This window comes from Mycobacterium triplex, assembly GCF_000689255.1.
In the GTDB taxonomy this organism is placed as follows: Bacteria; Actinomycetota; Actinomycetes; order Mycobacteriales; family Mycobacteriaceae; genus Mycobacterium; species Mycobacterium triplex.
In genome coordinates, this window is sequence record NZ_HG964446.1 from 4788913 (window position 1) to 4806106 (window position 17194).

The 17194-nt window shown below is 67.7% G+C and carries 14 protein-coding genes and 1 pseudogene; 4 read left to right on the forward strand and 11 right to left on the reverse strand.

All coding sequences use genetic code 11. From position 1 onward, the window contains the following. Positions 1-35 precede the first annotated feature (35 nt). Positions 36-653: a TetR/AcrR family transcriptional regulator gene (locus BN973_RS22100; RefSeq protein WP_036470884.1), complete on the forward strand. Its 618-nt coding sequence runs from the start codon at positions 36-38 to the stop codon at positions 651-653. On the opposite strand, the gene BN973_RS22105 is transcribed toward BN973_RS22100, so the two are convergent. From BN973_RS22105 to BN973_RS22150, 10 genes are all read right to left on the reverse strand, one after another. Beyond that, a complete protein-coding gene (locus tag BN973_RS22105) occupies positions 650-2527 on the reverse strand; it encodes an ABC transporter family substrate-binding protein (RefSeq protein WP_051641400.1) in 1878 nt (625 codons plus the stop codon). The genes BN973_RS22100 and BN973_RS22105 overlap by 4 nt on opposite strands. 61 nt (positions 2528-2588) lie before the next feature. Next, positions 2589-4475 carry a translational GTPase TypA gene (typA, locus tag BN973_RS22110; RefSeq protein WP_036470885.1) on the reverse strand — a complete coding sequence of 629 codons (1887 nt, stop codon included), beginning with the start codon at positions 4473-4475 and terminating at the stop codon, positions 2589-2591. A gap of 91 nt (positions 4476-4566) precedes the next feature. Continuing rightward, a complete protein-coding gene (gene narI / locus BN973_RS22115) occupies positions 4567-5298 on the reverse strand; it encodes a respiratory nitrate reductase subunit gamma (RefSeq protein WP_036470886.1) in 732 nt (243 codons plus the stop codon). An 11-nt stretch (positions 5299-5309) separates the two neighbouring features. Continuing rightward, on the reverse strand, positions 5310-5963 hold the full coding sequence (gene narJ / locus BN973_RS22120) for a nitrate reductase molybdenum cofactor assembly chaperone (RefSeq protein ID WP_036470887.1): 654 nt from the start codon (positions 5961-5963) through the stop codon (positions 5310-5312). Next, complete coding sequence (gene narH / locus BN973_RS22125) at positions 5960-7624, reverse strand: nitrate reductase subunit beta (RefSeq protein ID WP_036470889.1); 1665 nt, start codon at positions 7622-7624, stop codon at positions 5960-5962. The genes narJ and narH overlap by 4 nt, the downstream gene beginning before the upstream one ends. Continuing rightward, positions 7624-11301: a nitrate reductase subunit alpha gene (locus BN973_RS22130; RefSeq protein WP_036470890.1), complete on the reverse strand. Its 3678-nt coding sequence runs from the start codon at positions 11299-11301 to the stop codon at positions 7624-7626. Before BN973_RS22130 ends, narH begins: the two co-directional genes overlap by 1 nt. A gap of 251 nt (positions 11302-11552) precedes the next feature. Continuing rightward, positions 11553-11945, reverse strand: coding sequence for a (deoxy)nucleoside triphosphate pyrophosphohydrolase (locus BN973_RS22135; RefSeq protein WP_036470891.1), 393 nt, complete (start codon positions 11943-11945; stop codon positions 11553-11555). Positions 11946-11952: 7 nt separating this feature from the next. Then, complete coding sequence (locus BN973_RS22140) at positions 11953-12885, reverse strand: TIGR03619 family F420-dependent LLM class oxidoreductase (RefSeq protein WP_036470893.1); 933 nt, start codon at positions 12883-12885, stop codon at positions 11953-11955. A 103-nt stretch (positions 12886-12988) separates the two neighbouring features. After that, positions 12989-13186, reverse strand: a complete 198-nt coding sequence (locus BN973_RS22145) for a hypothetical protein (protein ID WP_139830328.1) — start codon at positions 13184-13186, stop codon at positions 12989-12991. Between the two features lie 123 nt (positions 13187-13309). Further along, positions 13310-14176: a cyclopropane mycolic acid synthase family methyltransferase gene (locus tag BN973_RS22150; protein ID WP_036470895.1), complete on the reverse strand. Its 867-nt coding sequence runs from the start codon at positions 14174-14176 to the stop codon at positions 13310-13312. Positions 14177-14339: 163 nt separating this feature from the next. On the opposite strand from BN973_RS22150, the gene BN973_RS22155 reads away from it, so the two are divergent. Beyond that, the gene (locus tag BN973_RS22155) at positions 14340-14624 is read left to right on the forward strand and encodes a 4a-hydroxytetrahydrobiopterin dehydratase (protein WP_036470897.1); all 285 of its coding nucleotides are present in this window, start codon (positions 14340-14342) and stop codon (positions 14622-14624) included. Here BN973_RS22155 and BN973_RS22160 read toward each other — a convergent pair. Then, on the reverse strand, positions 14621-15964 hold the full coding sequence (locus BN973_RS22160; protein ID WP_051641633.1) for a mannosyltransferase: 1344 nt from the start codon (positions 15962-15964) through the stop codon (positions 14621-14623). The two genes, BN973_RS22155 and BN973_RS22160, sit on opposite strands and share 4 nt — an antisense overlap. 94 nt (positions 15965-16058) lie before the next feature. Between BN973_RS22160 and BN973_RS22165 the strand changes: the two genes are divergently transcribed. Both BN973_RS22165 and BN973_RS31795 read left to right on the forward strand, forming a co-directional pair. Next, the gene (locus BN973_RS22165) at positions 16059-16742 is read left to right on the forward strand and encodes a hypothetical protein (protein ID WP_036470898.1); all 684 of its coding nucleotides are present in this window, start codon (positions 16059-16061) and stop codon (positions 16740-16742) included. 32 nt (positions 16743-16774) lie between these two features. Further along, positions 16775-17194: pseudogene (locus BN973_RS31795) on the forward strand (Rv1157c family protein); the annotation flags it as partial.

The following is a 17194-nucleotide window of genomic DNA, read 5'->3' on the forward strand; positions in this document are numbered from 1 at the left end:
CGCCAAATAGGAACGCCGACGGCTACTATCGAGAAATGTCGCAAGCCACCGAGACAGCGCCGACCGGCATCCGCAGCCGCCGGCGCGGCGAGGTGCTGGAACGCGCGCTGTACGAGGCGACGCTGGCGGAGTTGGCCGAGGTCGGGTACGGCGGGCTGACGATGGAGGGAATCGCGGCCCGCGCCCAGACCGGCAAGGCCGCGCTGTACCGGCGCTGGTGCAGCAAGCACGACCTGGTCCATGCCGCACTGGTTTTCGCGCTCCCGCCGGTGCCCGAGCCGCGTTCGGGCCGATCGGCCAGGGATACCCTGCTGACGCTGTTCACCGCCCACCGCGACGTATTGGCCGGCAAGACCGCGTTTCCCGGCCTGCACATCGTCCACCAACTGCTGCATGAACCCGAGATGCGCGCCATCTTCGCCGACGCCGTGGTGTGCCCGCGGCTGCAGATTGTCGAGTCGATCCTGCAGACCGCGATCGACGGCGGCGAACTCGACCCGGCCACGGTCACTTCGCTGACCGCACGCGTCGGACCGGCATTGATCAACCATCACTTCCTGCTGACCGGCGAACCGCCGAACCGGCGCGAGCTGGCGCTGATCGTCGACACCGTGATCCCGCCCCGCGCCCCGGCATCGCCGACGAGTCCCTAGGGGCCGGTCTTCACCCATTGCCCGGCGTCACCGACGATGCCGACCGGCACGGCGCCCGACAGGCTGACGTTCTGCACGCTCGGGCCCGCCCCGACGATCGTGGTGTCCTGCAGGATCGGCAACACCGTCGCCATGTTCCACAGCCTCGGCTCCACCGCGGTGATCACGTCGTTGATGCTCTTGGTGCCGGCCAGCGCGGCGTCGATGTTGGACTGGATGCTGCGATCGCAGATACCGGTCAGGTTCGACGGCGCCTGCACCAGGGCGCCGGGATCGGGTGGCCGACTCGGCGCCGTCGGTGCGGTGCTGGCCGGCGCCGGCGGTGAGGTCGAGGCGACGGGTGTGGTCGTCGGCGGCGCGGTCGTGGTCGGCACAGGCGTCGACTCCAGCGCGGGGCAGCCGTAGCGCGACGCCAGCAGCGTGGCCAGGTTTCCGCCGGCCTGGTGCCAGCCGACGATCGCGTCCACCTGGTTGTTGGTCAGCGCGTCGCGATACAGCGTGACCGGATCCAGTGCCGACACCGATGCGGCGATGCCGACGTTGCGCAACTGGTCGGCGGCGGTGTTGGCCACGGCCACCGAGGTCGGGTCGTTGGCGGCCACGCCGATCACCAGTGACAGCTGCTTGCCGTCCTTGCTGATCCGGCCGCGGGTCGCCTCCGGCGGCCCGGTGGTCGGCGGCGGAGTCGTGGTTTCGGGTGTCGGCGCGCTGTTCTCGACCTGGTAGCCGGCCGCCGAAAACAACGCCAGCGCAGCCTGTCTGGTCATCGCGGGCGGCGCGGTCGGTACGTAGCCGGGGTCGCTGGGCGCCCGGATCTGGGCCTGGTCCAGCGAGATGGTGTTGTCGCTGCCGGCGCCGACCGCGGCGAGCAGGTCGACGTCGAGCAATCCCAGAATCCCTTTGCGAACTTGCGCGTCGGCCAGCTTGGGCCGGTTGGCGCGCAGGGTGAGCTGCATGACGCGCGGTGTCATGATCCGGGCGGTCCGCACATCGGGGATGGCGGACAGCTGCGCGAAGGATGCCGAGCCGCCGTGCACCTGGGCGACCTGAGTGTCGCCGTTGCGCACCGAGTCGGCCAGCGCGGCCGGCGCCCCCGCCCGGCGGAACTGGATCAGGGCGGGTTTGGCGGGCGGCCCCCAATAGCGGTCGTTGCGCGCGATCAGGATCTCGTCGCGTTGCGGGTCGATGTTCTCCACCCGGAACTGCCCGCCGGTGACCGTCAACGAGCGGACCAATCCGGCGGCGAAACCGCCCGGCACGTCCTTGACGATGTGCGCCGGCAGCAGATTGTTGAACAGTTCCTTCCACGCCGGATACGGCTGGGCGAAGGTGACGACGGCCTGCTTGCCCCCCTCGAGCGACTGCACGCCGGTGATCAGGTCGTAGCCGGCCGGATCGACCACCCCGGGCTGGGTGACCATCTGATGCCACAGGTACCAGAAGTCGTCGGCGCCGATCGGGGCGTTGTCGGTCCACTGCGCCTCGGGCCGGATCTTGTAGGTCACCGTGAACGGGTTCTGGTTGGTCACCTCGGCGGACACCAGCAGGGTCGGGTCCAGCTCCCACCGCGAACCCGTGGGCGTGTTGGGGTCGGGCACCGGCCGGAACGCGCTGGGCAACACCAGCGCACTGATCGCCGCGTTCACCGGCGACAGGTCGGACAGCAGATGCGGGTTGAACCCGGCGCCGATCGAGTCGATGCCCATGATGATCTGGGTGATCCGCTGCGGCGGCGGCGGCGTGTTGTGCGGCGTATCGGTGCTTTGCGGCGCCGGCGGCGGGCTGACCGTGCAGGCCGCCAAGGTCAGGCCCATCAGTGCCAGCAGCACGCCGACCATCAGCAACACGTGGCGGGCTCGGTGCAGCACGAGCATCAGGGTATCGACCGCCTGCCCGGCGGCTTTCCGAATCCTTCGGGCCAACGGCACCAACAAGCTAGCCCCGAGCCTTCGCCCGCGCCTTGCTGCGCGCCCGCGAGGTGGCGTCCAGCTCGACCTTGCGCACCCGCACGATCTCCGGAGTCACCTCGACGCACTCGTCGGCCGCGCAGAATTCCATGGCCTGCTCCAGATCGAGTTCCAGCGGGCGGGCCAGCGTTTCGATGACGTCGGCCGTCGAGGACCGCATGTTGGTCAGCTTCTTCTCCCGCGTGATGTTGATGTCGAGATCCTCTGCGCGCGGGTTGATTCCGACGACCATGCCCTCGTAGGTGTCCTGGCCGGGCTCGACGAAGAACTGGCCGCGGTCGGCGAGCTGGATCATGGCGAACGGCGTGATGGCGCCGGCCCGGTCGGACACCAGCGAGCCGGTGTGGCGGGCCCGGATCTCCCCCGCCCACGGCCGATAGCCGTCGAACACCGCGTTGGCGATGCCGGTGCCGCGGGTGATGGTGAGGAAGTCGGTGCGGAAGCCGATCAGGCCGCGGCTGGGCACGATGAAATCCATCCGGACCCAGCCCGCCGCGTGGTTGGTCATCTCCTCCATGCGGCCCTTGCGGCCGGCCATCAATTGGGTGATCGCGCCGACGAATTCCTCGGGGCAGTCGATCGTCATCGCCTCGAACGGCTCATGCAGCTGGCCGTCGATGGTCTTGGTGACCACCTGCGGCTTGCCGACCGTGAGCTCGAAGCCCTCCCGGCGCATCTGTTCGACCAGCACGGCCAGCGCCAGCTCGCCGCGGCCTTGCACCTCCCACGCGTCGGGCCGGCCGATGTCGACCACCCGGATCGACACGTTGCCGACCAGTTCCTGGTCGAGGCGGCTGCGGACCATCCGCGCGGTCAGCTTGTGGCCGGAGACCTTGCCCGCCAGCGGCGAGGTGTTGGTGCCGATGGTCACCGAGATCGCCGGCTCGTCGACGGTGATCCGCGGCAGCGCGTGCGCGTGGTCGGGGTCGGCCAGCGTGTCGCCGATCATGATCTCGGGAATGCCGGCGATCGCCACGATGTCGCCGGCGCCGGCCTCCTCGGTGGGACTGCGCTCGACGCCCTCGGTGGCCAGCAGCTCGGTGATCTTGGCGCCGGTGATGACGGGCACCCCGTCCACCTCGCGCATCCAGGCCACCTGCTGGCCCTTGCGCAGCTTGCCGTTGTAGATCCGGATCAGGGCGAGCCGGCCCAGGAACGCCGACGCGTCGAGGTTGGTGACCAGCGCCTGCAGCGGCGCCTCCGGGTCGCCCGACGGCGGCGGGATGTGCTCCATCAGCACGTCGAACAGCGGGTCCAGGTTGTCGCCGGCGGGCACCTGGCCGTTGGCGGGCGCTTCGGTGCTCGCGATGCCGGCCCGCCCGGACGCGTACAGCGTCGGCAGTCCCAGCGCGTGCTCGGCGGCCGCGGCCGCCTCGTCGTCGAGGTCGGAGGCGACGTCGAGCAGCAGGTCGTGGCTGGCGTCGACGACCTCGGCGATGCGCGCGTCGGGTCGGTCGGTCTTGTTGACGACCAGGATCACCGGGAGATGGGCGGCCAGCGCCTTGCGCAGCACGAAGCGGGTCTGCGGCAGCGGCCCCTCGGACGCGTCGACCAGCAGCAACACGCCATCCACCATCGACAGCCCGCGCTCCACCTCGCCGCCGAAGTCGGCGTGGCCCGGGGTGTCGATCACGTTGATGACGGTGACCGTGCCGTCGGCGTTGTGCCGGTGCACGGCGGTGTTCTTGGCCAGGATCGTGATGCCCTTTTCCTTTTCCAAATCACCGCTGTCCATCACGCGTTCTTGCAGTTCACCGCGCTCGTGCAGCGCGCCGGACTGCCGAAGCATCGCATCGACGAGGGTGGTCTTGCCGTGGTCGACGTGGGCGACGATGGCGACATTGCGGAATGGCACGTCGGTGATTCTGGCAGCGGTGGCCCGTCAAAGGCGAACCGAGCAGCTCACCGGGAGCAGTTCGCCATCAGGAACGTCGATGTCCGGCGGCCTACCAGCCGCGGCGGCGCGGCGCCGAACCGACCAGCTGATGCTTGTCGGCCACGTCGCGGCTGCGGTAGACGATGTAGGGCCGGAACAGGTAGCCGATCGGCGCGCTGAACGCGTGCACCAGCCGGGTGAACGGCCACAACGCGAACAAGGCGAGCGCGATGAACACGTGGATCTGGTAGTAGAAGGCCGCGTGCGCCATCAGGTCTCCGCGGGGGTCGAGGATCCAGATCGACCGGAACCAGACCGCCACTCGTTGCCGGTAGTCGTGCAACTCGCCGAAATGCGTCGCGCCGGCCAGGGTGCAGCACATCCCCGCCACCAATGCGCACGCCAGCACCAGATACATCAGCTTGTCGTTGCGGGTGGTGGCCATGAAGACCGGCCCGCGGGTGCGCCGCCGGTAGATCAGCAACCCGATACCGGCAATGGCCGCGGTGCCGGCGGGCACGCCGAGCAGCAACGCTTGCAGGTGATAGAGGTGATCGCTCAATCCGAGTGCGCGGGTCCAGGATTCCGGAATGAGCAGGCCCATGACGTGGCCCATGATCACCATCAGGCTGCCGAAGTGGAACAGTGGGCTGCCGATCGACAACAGCTTGGACTCATAGATCTGCGAGGAGCGGGTGGTCCAGCCGAACTTGTCGTAGCGGTACCGCCACCAGGTGCCGACGACCGCGATCGCCAGCACGACGTAGGGCGCGTCGTCCCAGAAGATCTCGAGCAGTTTCATGTGCGTTGAACTCAGCCCCCGCGCCTGGGCGGGACGGTCAAGGTAAACGGTTGCAGCCCAACGGCTTCGGCGGGCGGACCGGCCTGGGCCAGCCGTTCGGCCCGGCGCAGCTCCTTGTCGCCGGCTTCCGGCAGGGTCTCGCAGACCGCGGCGATGGCGTACGCATACGGCGACCCGGCTTCGGCCAGCGCGCGCGACAGCACGTCGATCGGCACCCGGTGCTCGATCAGCAGCTGCCGGCCGATCTCGGGATCGACGGTCGCGGCGAACTCGAGCACCACCGGCAGGTGATCGGGCGCCTCGGCGTGCGGCGGCAGCACCCCGGCGCGGCGATAGGCGGTGGCGAATCCCAGCATTTCGTTGCCCCGGTTGCGGGTGTCCCCCGCGGTCCAGTAGGTCAGATACATCGTGGCCCGCCGGCGCATGTCGAAGGTCTCGACGTAGTTTGCCGCGGCCGCCATCGGCTCGAAAGCCCTTAGCGCCGTGAGTGTTTGGCCGAGCAACTCGGCCGTGGCACCGCTGAGGTGGCTGATCAGTTCCGCGGCGGTGTCCAGGCGGTCGGCGTGCCCGTCGTCCGGATAGGCCAGCAGTAGCGACGCCGCCTGCCACACCAGCCGGTCGTCGATCGCGCCGCGCCGTTGCAGGGTGCGAGTCAGCCGTCTCATCGCTGCACCGAATCCGGGAACAGGCCCGCCGGCGCGCCGTTGCCGTCCCAGTTGAGCAGGTTCACCCGGGACCGACGACGCCCGCCCTGGGCGGCCACCTCTTCACCTCGCTGGCGTTGCTGCAGCGCGTGGAAGCTCTCCACGGCGACCGGCACCGGAGTGCCGCTGCCCTCGCCGAACGGGCCGTGTTCGTACATGCCCGGCCCGTCGTCGTAGGACAACGAGCAGCCCATCTCGTCGGCCAGCTCCGCCGCACCGGGCAGATCCGCCGCATACGCCGTCGGGATGACATAGCGCTCTTCGTATTTCGCGATGGCCAGCAGCCGGTACATCTCGTAGATCTGTTCTTCGGTCATCCCGACGGCATGCGGGATGTGCGGTTGGGTTTCGCGGCCCAGGTTGATGTCGCGCATGTAGGACCGCATCGCGGCCAACCGCTTGAGCACACCGGCGACGACTTCGGTGTCACCGGCGGTGAACAACTCGGCCAGGTATTGGATCGGGATGCGCAGCGACTCCAGCGCGCCGAACAGATTGCCCAGATCCTCCCCGTCATGACCGTCATGGCTGACCGCGTCGACCACCGGCGACAGCGGCGGGATGTACCAAACCATCGGCATGGTGCGGTATTCCGGGTGCAGTGGCAACGCCACCCGGTAGGTGTTGATCAGGGCGTACACCGGGGAGCGCTGGGCGGCCTCGATCCACTCGTCCGCGATGCCTTCGGCGCGAGCCCCGGCGATCACCGCAGGGTCGTTGGGGTCCAACAGAATTCGGCGTTGCGCCTCGTACAGGTCGGCGTCGTGTTGCACCGACGCCGCCTCGAGCACCTTGTCGGCGTCGTAGAGCACCAGCCCCAGGTAGCGCAACCGGCCCACGCAGGTTTCCGAGCACACGGTGGGCAGGCCGACCTCGATGCGCGGATAGCACAGTGTGCACTTCTCGGCCTTGCCGGTCTTATGATTGAAATACACCTTCTTGTAAGGACATCCGGATACGCACATCCGCCAGCCGCGGCAGCGATCCTGGTCGACGAGCACGATGCCGTCCTCGCTGCGCTTGTACATCGCTCCCGACGGGCACGAGGCCACACACGACGGGTTCAGGCAGTGCTCGCAGATCCGCGGCAGGTAGAACATGAAGGTCTCTTCGAGCTTCAGCTTGATCTCCTCGCTGACCTTCTTCAAAACCGGGTCGTCGGGCAGGATCTCGGGCGAACCGGCCAGGTTGTCGTCCCAGTTGGATCCCCACGACACCTTCATCGGCTCGCCGCTGATCAGGCTGCGCGGCGCGGCGGTCGGGAACGTGTCACCGGCCGGCGCCTGGGTCAGGTTCTCGTAGTCGTAGGTCCACGGCTCGTAGTAGTCACCGATCGTGGGCAGCCGGGGGTTGGCGAAGATCCGCAGCAGCTTCTGCAACCGGCCGCCGTCGCGCAGCCGCAGCCGCCCTTTCTTGTCGCGAATCCACCCGCCGCGCCAGCGGTCCTGATCCTCGTAGGTGCGCGGATAGCCCACGCCGGGCCGGGTTTCGACGTTGTTGAACCAGACATACTCGGTTCCGGAGCGATTGGTCCACGTCTGTTTGCACGTCACCGAGCAGGTGTGGCAGCCGATGCATTTGTCGAGGTTCATCACCATCGCCATCTGCGCCATGACCTTCATCAGTACGTCACCACCTGGCTGCGGCGGCGCACCACGGTCACCTCGTCACGCTGGTTGCCGGTGGGACCCAGGTAGTTGAACGCGAACGCGTGCTGAGCGTAGCCACCGGCCAAGTGGCTGGGCTTGATGCGCACCCGAGTCAGCGCGTTGTGATTGCCGCCGCGCTTGTTGTTGGTCTCGGTGCGCGGGGTGTCCACCGTGCGTTCCTGCACGTGGTAGACGAACACCACGCCGTCGGGCATGCGGTGCGAGACGATCGCCCGGCACACATAGATGCCGTTGGCGTTCACCGCCTCCACCCAATCATTGTCGCGCACTTGGATTTTCGCTGCATCCGCGGGGCTCATCCACATGGTCGGACCACCGCGGGACAGCGACAGCATGTACAGGTTGTCCTGGTAGGTCGAGTGGAACGACCACTTCGAATGCGGCGTCAAATACCGTACGGTCAACCCGATTCCGTCGTATCCGAGCTCGGGCTGGTTGAACAGCCGCGCCATGTCCAGCGGCGGCCGGTACACGGGCAACTGCTCGCCGAGCTCCTCGACCCAGTCGTGGGCAAGGTAGAAGTGCATGCGCCCGGTCAGGGTGTGGAACGGTTTGAGGTGCTCGATGTTGATCGTGAACGGCGCGTAGCGACGACCACCGGTCTCGCTGCCGGACCATTCCGGGCTGGTGATCACCGGGACCGGCCGCGCCTGGGTGTCGGCGTAGGTGATGCGCCTTTCCTCGCTGCCCTCGGCCAAATGCGCCAGCCGCTGACCCGTGCGCTTCTCCAGCTCGAGGAAGCCCTCCACGGCGAGCCGGCCGTTGCAGGTCCCCGACAGGGCCAGGATCACGTCGGCCATCCGCTGGGCGGTGGTGATCGCCGGACGGCCTGCTGCCACACCGGAATTCATCACCCCGAACTTGGCGGCCAGCTCGTCGACCTCGCGGAAGGGATGCACGGTGTACCCCTTGACGGTCACCCCGAACTTGTCGACGAGCGGACCCAGCGTCACCCATTTGTCGTAGATCGCGGTGTAGTCGCGCTCCACCACGGTGAGCTTGCTCATCGTACGGCCGGGCACCGGCACGTCACCGTTGTGCAACCAATCGCGTTCCGCGCCATCCGCATACGCCATCGCATCCGGCGTGTCGTGCTGCAGCGCGGTCAACACGACATCGCGGCGAGTGCCCAGATGACGCTGGGCCATCGCGCTGAAAGCGCGGGCGATCGCGGCGAATGCATCGAAGTCCGAGCGGGTTTCCCACGGCGGGTCGATCGCCGGGCTGAACGCATGCACGTACGGGTGCATGTCGGTGCTGGACAGGTCGTTCTTCTCGTACCAGGTGGCGGCGGGCAACACCACGTCGGACACCAACGTCGTCGACGTCATCCGGAAGTCGATCGACATCATCAAGTCGAGCTTGCCCTCGGGAATCTCGTTGTCGCAGTTGACGACTTGGGGCCGGATACCTTCGGCCGGGGGTTCGGACTGCACATTGGAGTCCGTGCCCAACAAGTGCTTCAGGAAATACTCGCCGCCCTTGCCCGAGGAGCCGATCAGGTTGGACCGCCAGACGGTGAGCACCCGCGGCCAGTTGACGGGATTGTCGGGATCGGTGATCGAGAGTTTCAGCTTGCGCTGGGCGAGCTGTTCGGCGACATAGTCGCCGACATCGCGCCCGGCGGCGTCCGCCTCGTCGGCGACGTCGAGACTGGACCGGTCGAACTGCGGATAAAACGGGCTCCAGCCCATCGCCGACGCGGCAGCCAGCAGGTCGATCGTGTGCTTGTCCTCGAACCTGCCCCTGCCCAGCGGGCTGGCCAGCTTGTCGGCGCCGTAGCCGTCGTAGCGCCATTGGTCGGTGTGCGCATACCAGTAGGAGGCGCCGGGAACCTGGCGCGGCGGACGCGCCCAGTCGCTGGCGTTCGCCATGGTCTGCCATCCGGTCAGGGGACGCACCTTCTCCTGACCGACGTAGTGTGCCCACCCGCCACCGTTGCGTCCCATCGACCCGGTCAGCATCAGCAACGCCAGCACCGAGCGGTAGATCACGTCGCTGTGGAACCAGTGGCAGATCCCGCCGCCCATGATGACCATGGACCGGCCGCCGGATTCCTCTGCGTTGCGGGCGAATTCCCGGGCGACCCGGATGGCTTGGGCGGCCGGAACCCCGGTGATCGATTCCTGCCAGGCCGGGGTGTTCTGCTGGGATCCGTCGTCGTACCCGGTGGGCCATTCGCCGGGCAGGCCCTCGCGCTGGACCGCGTAGTGCGCCAGCATCAGGTCGAACACCGTGCAGACCAGATGCGGGCCGACCCGGCGCACCGGCACGCCGCGCCGGGCGGTGTCACCGTGCCCGTCGATCGTGTCAAAGCTGGGCAGATCGACCAGGGCGCTGCCGCTTTCGCTGCCCGCGACACTCAGCGCCGGTATCAGCGAGCCGAGGTCGAGGTTCCACTTTCCGACCCCGTCCTCGCCGTAGCGGAATCCCAGCGATCCGTGCGGCACGGCGACTCGGTCGGTGGCCTCGTCGAGCAGCGCGGGCTTGAACGCCGAGTTCTCGACCTCCTCGCCGATGTCGGCCGCGGTCAGGAACTTTCCCGGCACCAGCGCGTCGCCGCGCTGGTCGAGTTTGATCAAGAACGGCAGGTCGGTGTAGCGGCGGGCGTAATCGACGAAGAACGGAACCGGTTTGCGCACATAGCATTCGGTCAAGATGACGTGGCCCATCGCCATCGCCAGGGCCCCGTCGGTGCCGGCGGCGCAGCGCATCCACTCGTCGGCGAACTTGGTGTTGTCGGCGTAATCAGGGCTTACCACAACAACTTTGGCGCCACGGTAACGCGCCTCGGCCATCCAGTGCGCGTCCGGAGTCCGGGTGATCGGGACGTTGGAGCCCCACATCATCAGATACGACGCGTCCCACCAGTCGCCGGATTCGGGCACATCGGTCTGGTCGCCGAACACCTGCGGCGACGCCACCGGCAGATCGGCATACCAGTCGTAGAACGACGTCATCACGCCGCCCAGCAGTGACACGAACCGCGATCCGGCGGCATGGCTGACCATCGACATCGCCGGGATCGGCGTGAACCCGGCGACGCGGTCCGGACCATAGGTCTTGATCGTGTGCACGTGGGCCGCGGCGATCATCTCGCTGGCCTCGGCCCAGGTCACCCGAACCAGCCCGCCCTTGCCGCGGGCCTGCTGGTAGCGCCGCCGGCGCTGCGGATCGGCCTGGATGTCGGCCCAGGCCAGGACGGGATCCCCGAGCCGGGCTTTGGCTTCGCGATACATCTCGACCAGCACGCCGCGGGCATACGGGTAGCGCACCCGGGTGGGCGAATAGCTGTACCAGGAGAACGACGCGCCCCGCGGGCAACCCCGCGGCTCGTACTCGGGCCGATCCGGGCCCACCGAGGGATAGTCGGTCTGCTGGGTCTCCCAGGTGATGATCCCGTCCTTGACGTAGATCTTCCACGAGCACGACCCGGTGCAGTTCACCCCGTGCGTCGAGCGGACCACCTTGTCGTGGCTCCATCGGTCGCGGTAGAAGACGTCGCCTTGGCGGCCGCCGCGCCGGGTGACCGTGCGCAGATCGGCCGAGAACTCACCGGGCGTGAAGAATCGCCCGCTGCGTTCCAAGAGCTCCTCGAGCGCCCCACCGACATGAGGTGTAGCAGTCACGCGGGTAATCCTCCCTAACTGGTTGACGACGCGCGTCCGGTCCGGGTTCGAATCCACTCGGCTGCGATGTGTCGAAGAATCGTGGGCTGCTCGGGCACCGCAACCTGCTGGCAGGCCTCCTCGGGACAGCTACCGGCAGCACATCGAGGCGAAGGGTTCGTGGGCGCCATTACCTTCCAGTTTCACGCGTGTCCGCTGCAATAGCGCTGAATGTTCCCTGAGGGAAAACTGTGCAGTTGTTCCGAGGTCGCTCATAGGACCCTGGCCAGGTCTTTCAGCCATAACCGGTCGGCGGGCACCCAGTCGACCTCGGGCAGCTCGGCCGCCGTCACCCAGCGCAGCGCCCGATGGTCATGCGGATGGGGTTCGCCGCCGCGCAGGCGCACCAGGTAGGCCCGCAGCGTCGTCGTGTCATCCAGCGGAATGTCGTCGCCGAGCCGATCCCCGACGACCACGTCGGCGACCTGCAGGCCCAACTCCTCGGCCAGCTCGCGGGCCAGGGCCTGCGGCTCGGTTTCGCCGGGCGAGACCTTGCCACCGGGAAGTTCCCAGCGGCCGGCCAGCTCCGGCGGCCGGACGCGCTGCGCAACCAGAACAGCGGAACCGCGGATGACGGCTCCGGCGACGACGATCTGGGCTCCCATGCGCGGGTCAGCCCGCCACCGCGCCCCGCACCGCTTCGACGAATGCGCGCAAGTCGCGCTCGCGATTCCCGAAGCGCGGCGGCCAGTGCGTCAGCCGCAAGTCGGTGACGCCGGCTTTCACCAGCGCTTCCGCATCCGCGGCGACGGCGGCCAGATCCGGCCGCTCGTCGGCGTCGGCCTTGACCAGAAGCGAGCCGGTGACGCCGAACCCGTGCGGGTCACCGCCGGCACTTTCGACCGCCGCACGCATCCGCCCGATTCCCTTGCCGACCTCACGGGCGTCCTCACCCCAAGGGATCCAATACTTTCCGAATCGCGCGAGCCGGCGGGCGACGGCACGATTGACCGTCCCGCTCACCCAGATCGGCACGCCGCCGCGCTGCACGGGCTTGGGCATCTGGTGGATCCGATCGAAGGTCAGCTCCGGGGATGCGTAGCTGACCTCGTTCTCCAGCCACAACCGCGTGCACACCTCCAGCGTCTGGTCCAGGATCGCCCCGCGCCTGTCGAAATCGACACCGGCCACCTCGTATTCCTCGCGCTGCCAGCCGACCCCCACCCCGAGATCGACCCGCCCACCCGACAGAACATCCAGTGTCGCAACGGTTTTCGCGAGAACGGCGGCGGGACGCAGCGCGGCGAGCAGGATGTTGGTGCCCAGCCGGATGCGTTCGGTCCGCGCCGCGAGGTAGGTCAGGACGGTGAGCGGTTCCAGCCACGGTCCGTCCGGCCCGGTGGGCTGGCGACCGCCGGTCGTTCCCCCCACGCCGGGATCCGCGTACGCGTCCATGTTCATGCCGAACGCGATGTGCTCGGAGACCAGCACGCGGTCGAACCCCGCGGCTTCCAGCACGTGCGCCCAGTCAGTGAGGTGCTCCCAGTTCGCCGGCGCCTCGGCGGAGAAGGAGGGGATTCCCATCGAGAGCTGTATCGAGGCCATTCGACAAGTTAACCGGTCGCCACCGGCCGAGGACCGGTCGCATCGGCCATTGAGCGGCCCTCAACCGGGATGGCTAACGAAATCCCTTGGGCCGCATCCGGTGTCACACCCGGTTCGGATACAAGTCGTTCAGGTCAGCGGCAATCAGTTTGGCTACCTCGTCGGCCCTCTCGAGGGTTTTGTACGGGCCGCCGATCTCGATGAAGACGCTCCATTCACCGTCCGCACCGGCGATGACTTTGACGGCGTCGGGTCGTGCAAGGTACTCGCGGTGCAGAGCAATGAAATCCTCGGGCTTCATGCGGTCAGGGTAGGGCAGATCGGGCCACGCCGCCGCTCCGTTCATACTCGCGTACAGCAAAGTTCGCGTGATGGCTAGATGAAGCGCGTCAACCGGCCGAACTTATGTGCGCTGCAATCGCATTCATTTGCGCAGCGTGAACTGGTTGACGTCGATGTAGCCGTCCCGGAACGCCTCGGCGCAGCCGGTCAGGTACCTCATGTAGCGCTGGTAGACCTGTTCGGATTGGATCCGGACGGCGTCTTCGTGGCGCTGCAGCAACGCCTCGGCCCAGTGGTCCAACGTCCTGGCGTAGTGCAGCCGCAGCGACTGGCGGCGGGCCAGGTTGAATCCCATCTTCGAGGCGTGGAACTCCACCATCTCGATCGCGGGCAGCTGGCCGCCCGGGAAGATCTCGCGGGCGATGAAATCGTTGAAGCTGGTCTGCTCCTCGGTCATCGGCAGGCCGTGTTCGACGATCTGCTGCGCGGTCAGCATGGTGATCGTGTGCAGCAGCATCACCCCGTCGGCGGGCAGGGCGCGGTAGGCCATCGCAAAGAAATCGTCGTAGCGGTCGTAGCCGAAGTGTTCGAACGCGCCGATGGAGACGATCCGGTCGGCGGATTCGTCGAACTGTTCCCAGCCGCGCAACAACACCCGTCGGCTGCGGGTGGTGTCCATCGCGTCGAACGTTCTCTGCACATGGGCGGCCTGGTGTTCGGACAACGTCAGCCCGACGACGTTGACGTCGTACTTCTCGATCGCGCGGCGCGACGTGGCGCCCCAGCCGCAACCGACGTCCAACAGCGTCATGCCGGGGCGCAGACCCAGCTTGCCCAGCGACAGGTCCATCTTGCGCAGCTGCGCCTGTTCGAGGGTGATCGGCTGCAGACGATCGAAGTACGCGCAGCTGTAGGTCATGGTGGGGTCGAGGAACAGCCGGAAGAAGTCGTCGGACAGGTCGTAGTGCGCCTGGACGTCTTCGAAGTGCGGGGTCAGATTCTCCGTCATGGCAGCCAGGTGCCTCCCTGAACTCCGGGGCCATTACCTACGTGACGAGGCGCGCGCCGACCCGGTTCACCCCGACTTCCCCAAAATGCCCGGGTCAAACCGCTGGTGCCATGGCGTAACGTGGCAGCCGGCAAGGTTTTTCGCGTAGAAAGGTTTGCTAGTCATGGCTGTGTTGACGGATCAACAAGTAGACGCCGCACTGCCCGACCTCGACGGCTGGGAACGTGCCGACGGAGCATTGCGCCGTTCGATCAAGTTTGAAAGCTTCCTGGCCGGCATCGACGCGGTGCGCCGGGTGGGCGAGCACGCCGAACGCAAAGACCACCATCCCGATATCGACATTCGTTGGCGGACAGTGACTTTCGCGCTCGTCACGCACTCCGAGGGCGGTATCACCAAAAACGATGTAGAGATGGCGCGCGATATCAACGGAATCGTCGCGGGCTAGCCCAGCGACGACGCGGCCCGCGGTTGCGATTGCCGGGCAGGCGCGGAATCCGAGCCGGCCCTTCGTTTGCCAGACGCGGCGATGACAATCAGCGTTGCCACCGCCGCCGCGGTGTAGGCCAGCCCCGCCCAGGCGAAGTACCAGGGTCGGCTGATCTGCCAGATGTTGGGCTGGGCGAACAGCAGCAACCACGGCACGCCGACGATGGTCAGCGCCAGCCAGCCCCAGCCCGCGATCCGCATGCCGGGCCGGTTGCACGACGGTCCGTGAATAAGCCACATCATCAGCGGCACCAGCCACACCCAGTGATGCGTCCAGGAAATCGGCGACATCAGCAGCGCGAACATCTCGACCACCAACAACTTGCCGAGCCGATCCGAGGAGTCCACGGCGCGCCACGCCAGGACGGCGAGCACCGCCGTGACGGCGATGGCGACCAACACCAGCGGAGAAAACCCGGCGTCGTGGCCCAGGATCCGGGAAATGCCGCCGCGCCAGGACTGATTGATCGAGGTCGCAATCGGCCCCACCCGGCGCGCGTCGCCGAGCAGATCGGTGAAGTAGTAGCGAGTCTGATCGCCGACGATCAACACCGACAGCGCGACGGTGCCGAAGAAGACGACCGCCGAGAACGCGGCCGCGGCGAACCGTCGGACACCGACGAGATAGACACCGGCGATGGCCGGGGTCAATTTGATCCCCGCGGCCACGCCGACCAACAGACCCGAGAGCCACCAGCGCGTGGTGTAGACCGCCCACAGCACCGCCAGCATCAGAAAGACGTTGATCTGCCCGTAGTCGAAGTTGTTGCGCAGCGGCTCGATCCAGATCGTGATCGCCGTCCACGCCATCGCGACGCACCGGCCGCTGCCGGGCGGCACGCCGAGTAAGCGCTGGCTGATCCGAACCGAGCCGTACAACGCGGCCATCATGGCGACCAGCCACAGAAAACTTGCCAGCCCGAACGGCAGCAGGTGCAGCGGGTAGAACACGATCGCCGCGAACGGCGGATACGTGAACGGCAGCGGGAAGTCGGGCGTGTGCTCGCTGTAGACGAAGTCGTACAGCGTGCCGGGGTGCTCGATCGCGGCCGCGCCGCCCAGATATACGTGCAGGTCGACGAAGTTCGCGCCGTTGCGCGTCAGGTACGTCAAGCCGAGCCGTGCGGCGACGCTCACGACCAACAGCAGCGGCGCGGCGGAGTTCATCAGACTCGCCAGGCGCCGGGAGACGGGTGCCGCCGGGGCGGCCGGATTGGTGTCTACCCGCCTGACTTTAGCGACGACGGCGCCCGGGGGCGTCCCGGCGACCGGCTGGTCACCGCGATCACTCGTCTCGATAACGATCAAATAAATGCCACACGTGTCACTTGAGTCCCACCAGCATCAAAGTAGCTTCGGCTCCGTCACCTGTTGTCGATCCCTTGGGGGAGCAATGCCAAGCATCTGGACTTTCGCGAAAGCCGCCGCCGTCGTCGTCGGTTCGTCCGCCGCCCTACTCACGGGCGGTATCGCCCACGCCGACCCCGTGTCGGCCGTTCCCGACCCCGTGCAGAACATCCCGCAGCAGTTGATCGCCTCGGCGGCCAACGCCCCGCAGATTCTGCAGAACCTCGCGACCGCCCTCGGCGCTCAGCCGCCGCAGGCACCGGCCGCTCCCGGTATCACCTTCCCGGGAATGACCTCGGCCGCACAGGCGCCCGCGGCGTCCGCCCCGGCCGGAATCCCGTCCATCCCGGGTCTCACCCCCGCCACGCCGACCGCCCCGACGGCGGCCAGCCCGACGGTTCCCGGTCTCGGCTCGATCCCTGGATTGGGACAGACCACCCCGGCGGCTCCCGCCGCGCCGGCGAGTTCCGGTATCCCCGGGCTGAGCTCGATCCCGGGCCTGACGTCGCCGACGGCACCTGCGCCCGCCGCCGCACCGGCGTCGGCTCCGCTGTCGAACGTGGCGAACGTGAACATGCCGGCGCTGCCCGGCCTGCCGCTGAACGTGCCGCCGAAACTGTCGCTTCCGGGCGACCTGACGTCGCTCGCCACGGGCACCGTTCCGGGGACGCCGGCCGCCCCGGCTCCCGCGCCGGCAACGCCGCCGTCGCTGCTCTCGGCCCTGCCCTGAGTAATCACCCAACCGAAGGACGGGAGGACATCGTGGCAAGCACTTGGAATCTGTCCAAAGGTTTGGCCGCGGTCGTGACGGCATCGGCTGCCGCGTTCGGGTTGTGCCCGAGCGCGGCAGCCGATCCGGCGGCACCGCTGCCGATACCCCAACCCAACGCCGCGCAGGGGCTTCCCGGCCTGCCCGCGCTGTCGCAGCTGAGCCCGATCATTCAGCAGGCGGCAACCGATCCTGGTCAGGCGACACAGCTGCTGATGGCCGCCGCACAAGCGTTCGCCCATAACCCGTCCGCGCCCGGCGAATCGAAGAACGTGGCCGCGTCGGTGAATCAATTCGTTCAGGAGCCGGGCGCCCCGGTTCCCGGTGCGCCGGCGCCGATCGCCGCCCCGGCCGAACATGTTCCCGGGGCCGGCATCGTGCCGGGCACCCAGGCGCACCTGCCCACGGGCATC

What these genes read in the sequence shown, in the direction of transcription:
- BN973_RS22100 (WP_036470884.1), top strand. Translation starts at nt 36, where the DNA reads ATGTCGCAAGCCACCGAGACAGCGCCGACCGGCATCCGCAGCCGCCGG.
- BN973_RS22105 (WP_051641400.1), bottom strand. Translation starts at nt 2,527, where the DNA reads ATGCTCGTGCTGCACCGAGCCCGCCACGTGTTGCTGATGGTCGGCGTG.
- narI (WP_036470886.1), bottom strand. Translation starts at nt 5,298, where the DNA reads ATGAAACTGCTCGAGATCTTCTGGGACGACGCGCCCTACGTCGTGCTG.
- narJ (WP_036470887.1), bottom strand. Translation starts at nt 5,963, where the DNA reads ATGAGACGGCTGACTCGCACCCTGCAACGGCGCGGCGCGATCGACGAC.
- narH (WP_036470889.1), bottom strand. Translation starts at nt 7,624, where the DNA reads ATGAAGGTCATGGCGCAGATGGCGATGGTGATGAACCTCGACAAATGC.
- BN973_RS22135 (WP_036470891.1), bottom strand. Translation starts at nt 11,945, where the DNA reads ATGGGAGCCCAGATCGTCGTCGCCGGAGCCGTCATCCGCGGTTCCGCT.
- BN973_RS22140 (WP_036470893.1), bottom strand. Translation starts at nt 12,885, where the DNA reads ATGGCCTCGATACAGCTCTCGATGGGAATCCCCTCCTTCTCCGCCGAG.
- BN973_RS22145 (WP_139830328.1), bottom strand. Translation starts at nt 13,186, where the DNA reads ATGAAGCCCGAGGATTTCATTGCTCTGCACCGCGAGTACCTTGCACGA.
- BN973_RS22150 (WP_036470895.1), bottom strand. Translation starts at nt 14,176, where the DNA reads ATGACGGAGAATCTGACCCCGCACTTCGAAGACGTCCAGGCGCACTAC.
- BN973_RS22155 (WP_036470897.1), top strand. Translation starts at nt 14,340, where the DNA reads ATGGCTGTGTTGACGGATCAACAAGTAGACGCCGCACTGCCCGACCTC.
- BN973_RS22165 (WP_036470898.1), top strand. Translation starts at nt 16,059, where the DNA reads ATGCCAAGCATCTGGACTTTCGCGAAAGCCGCCGCCGTCGTCGTCGGT.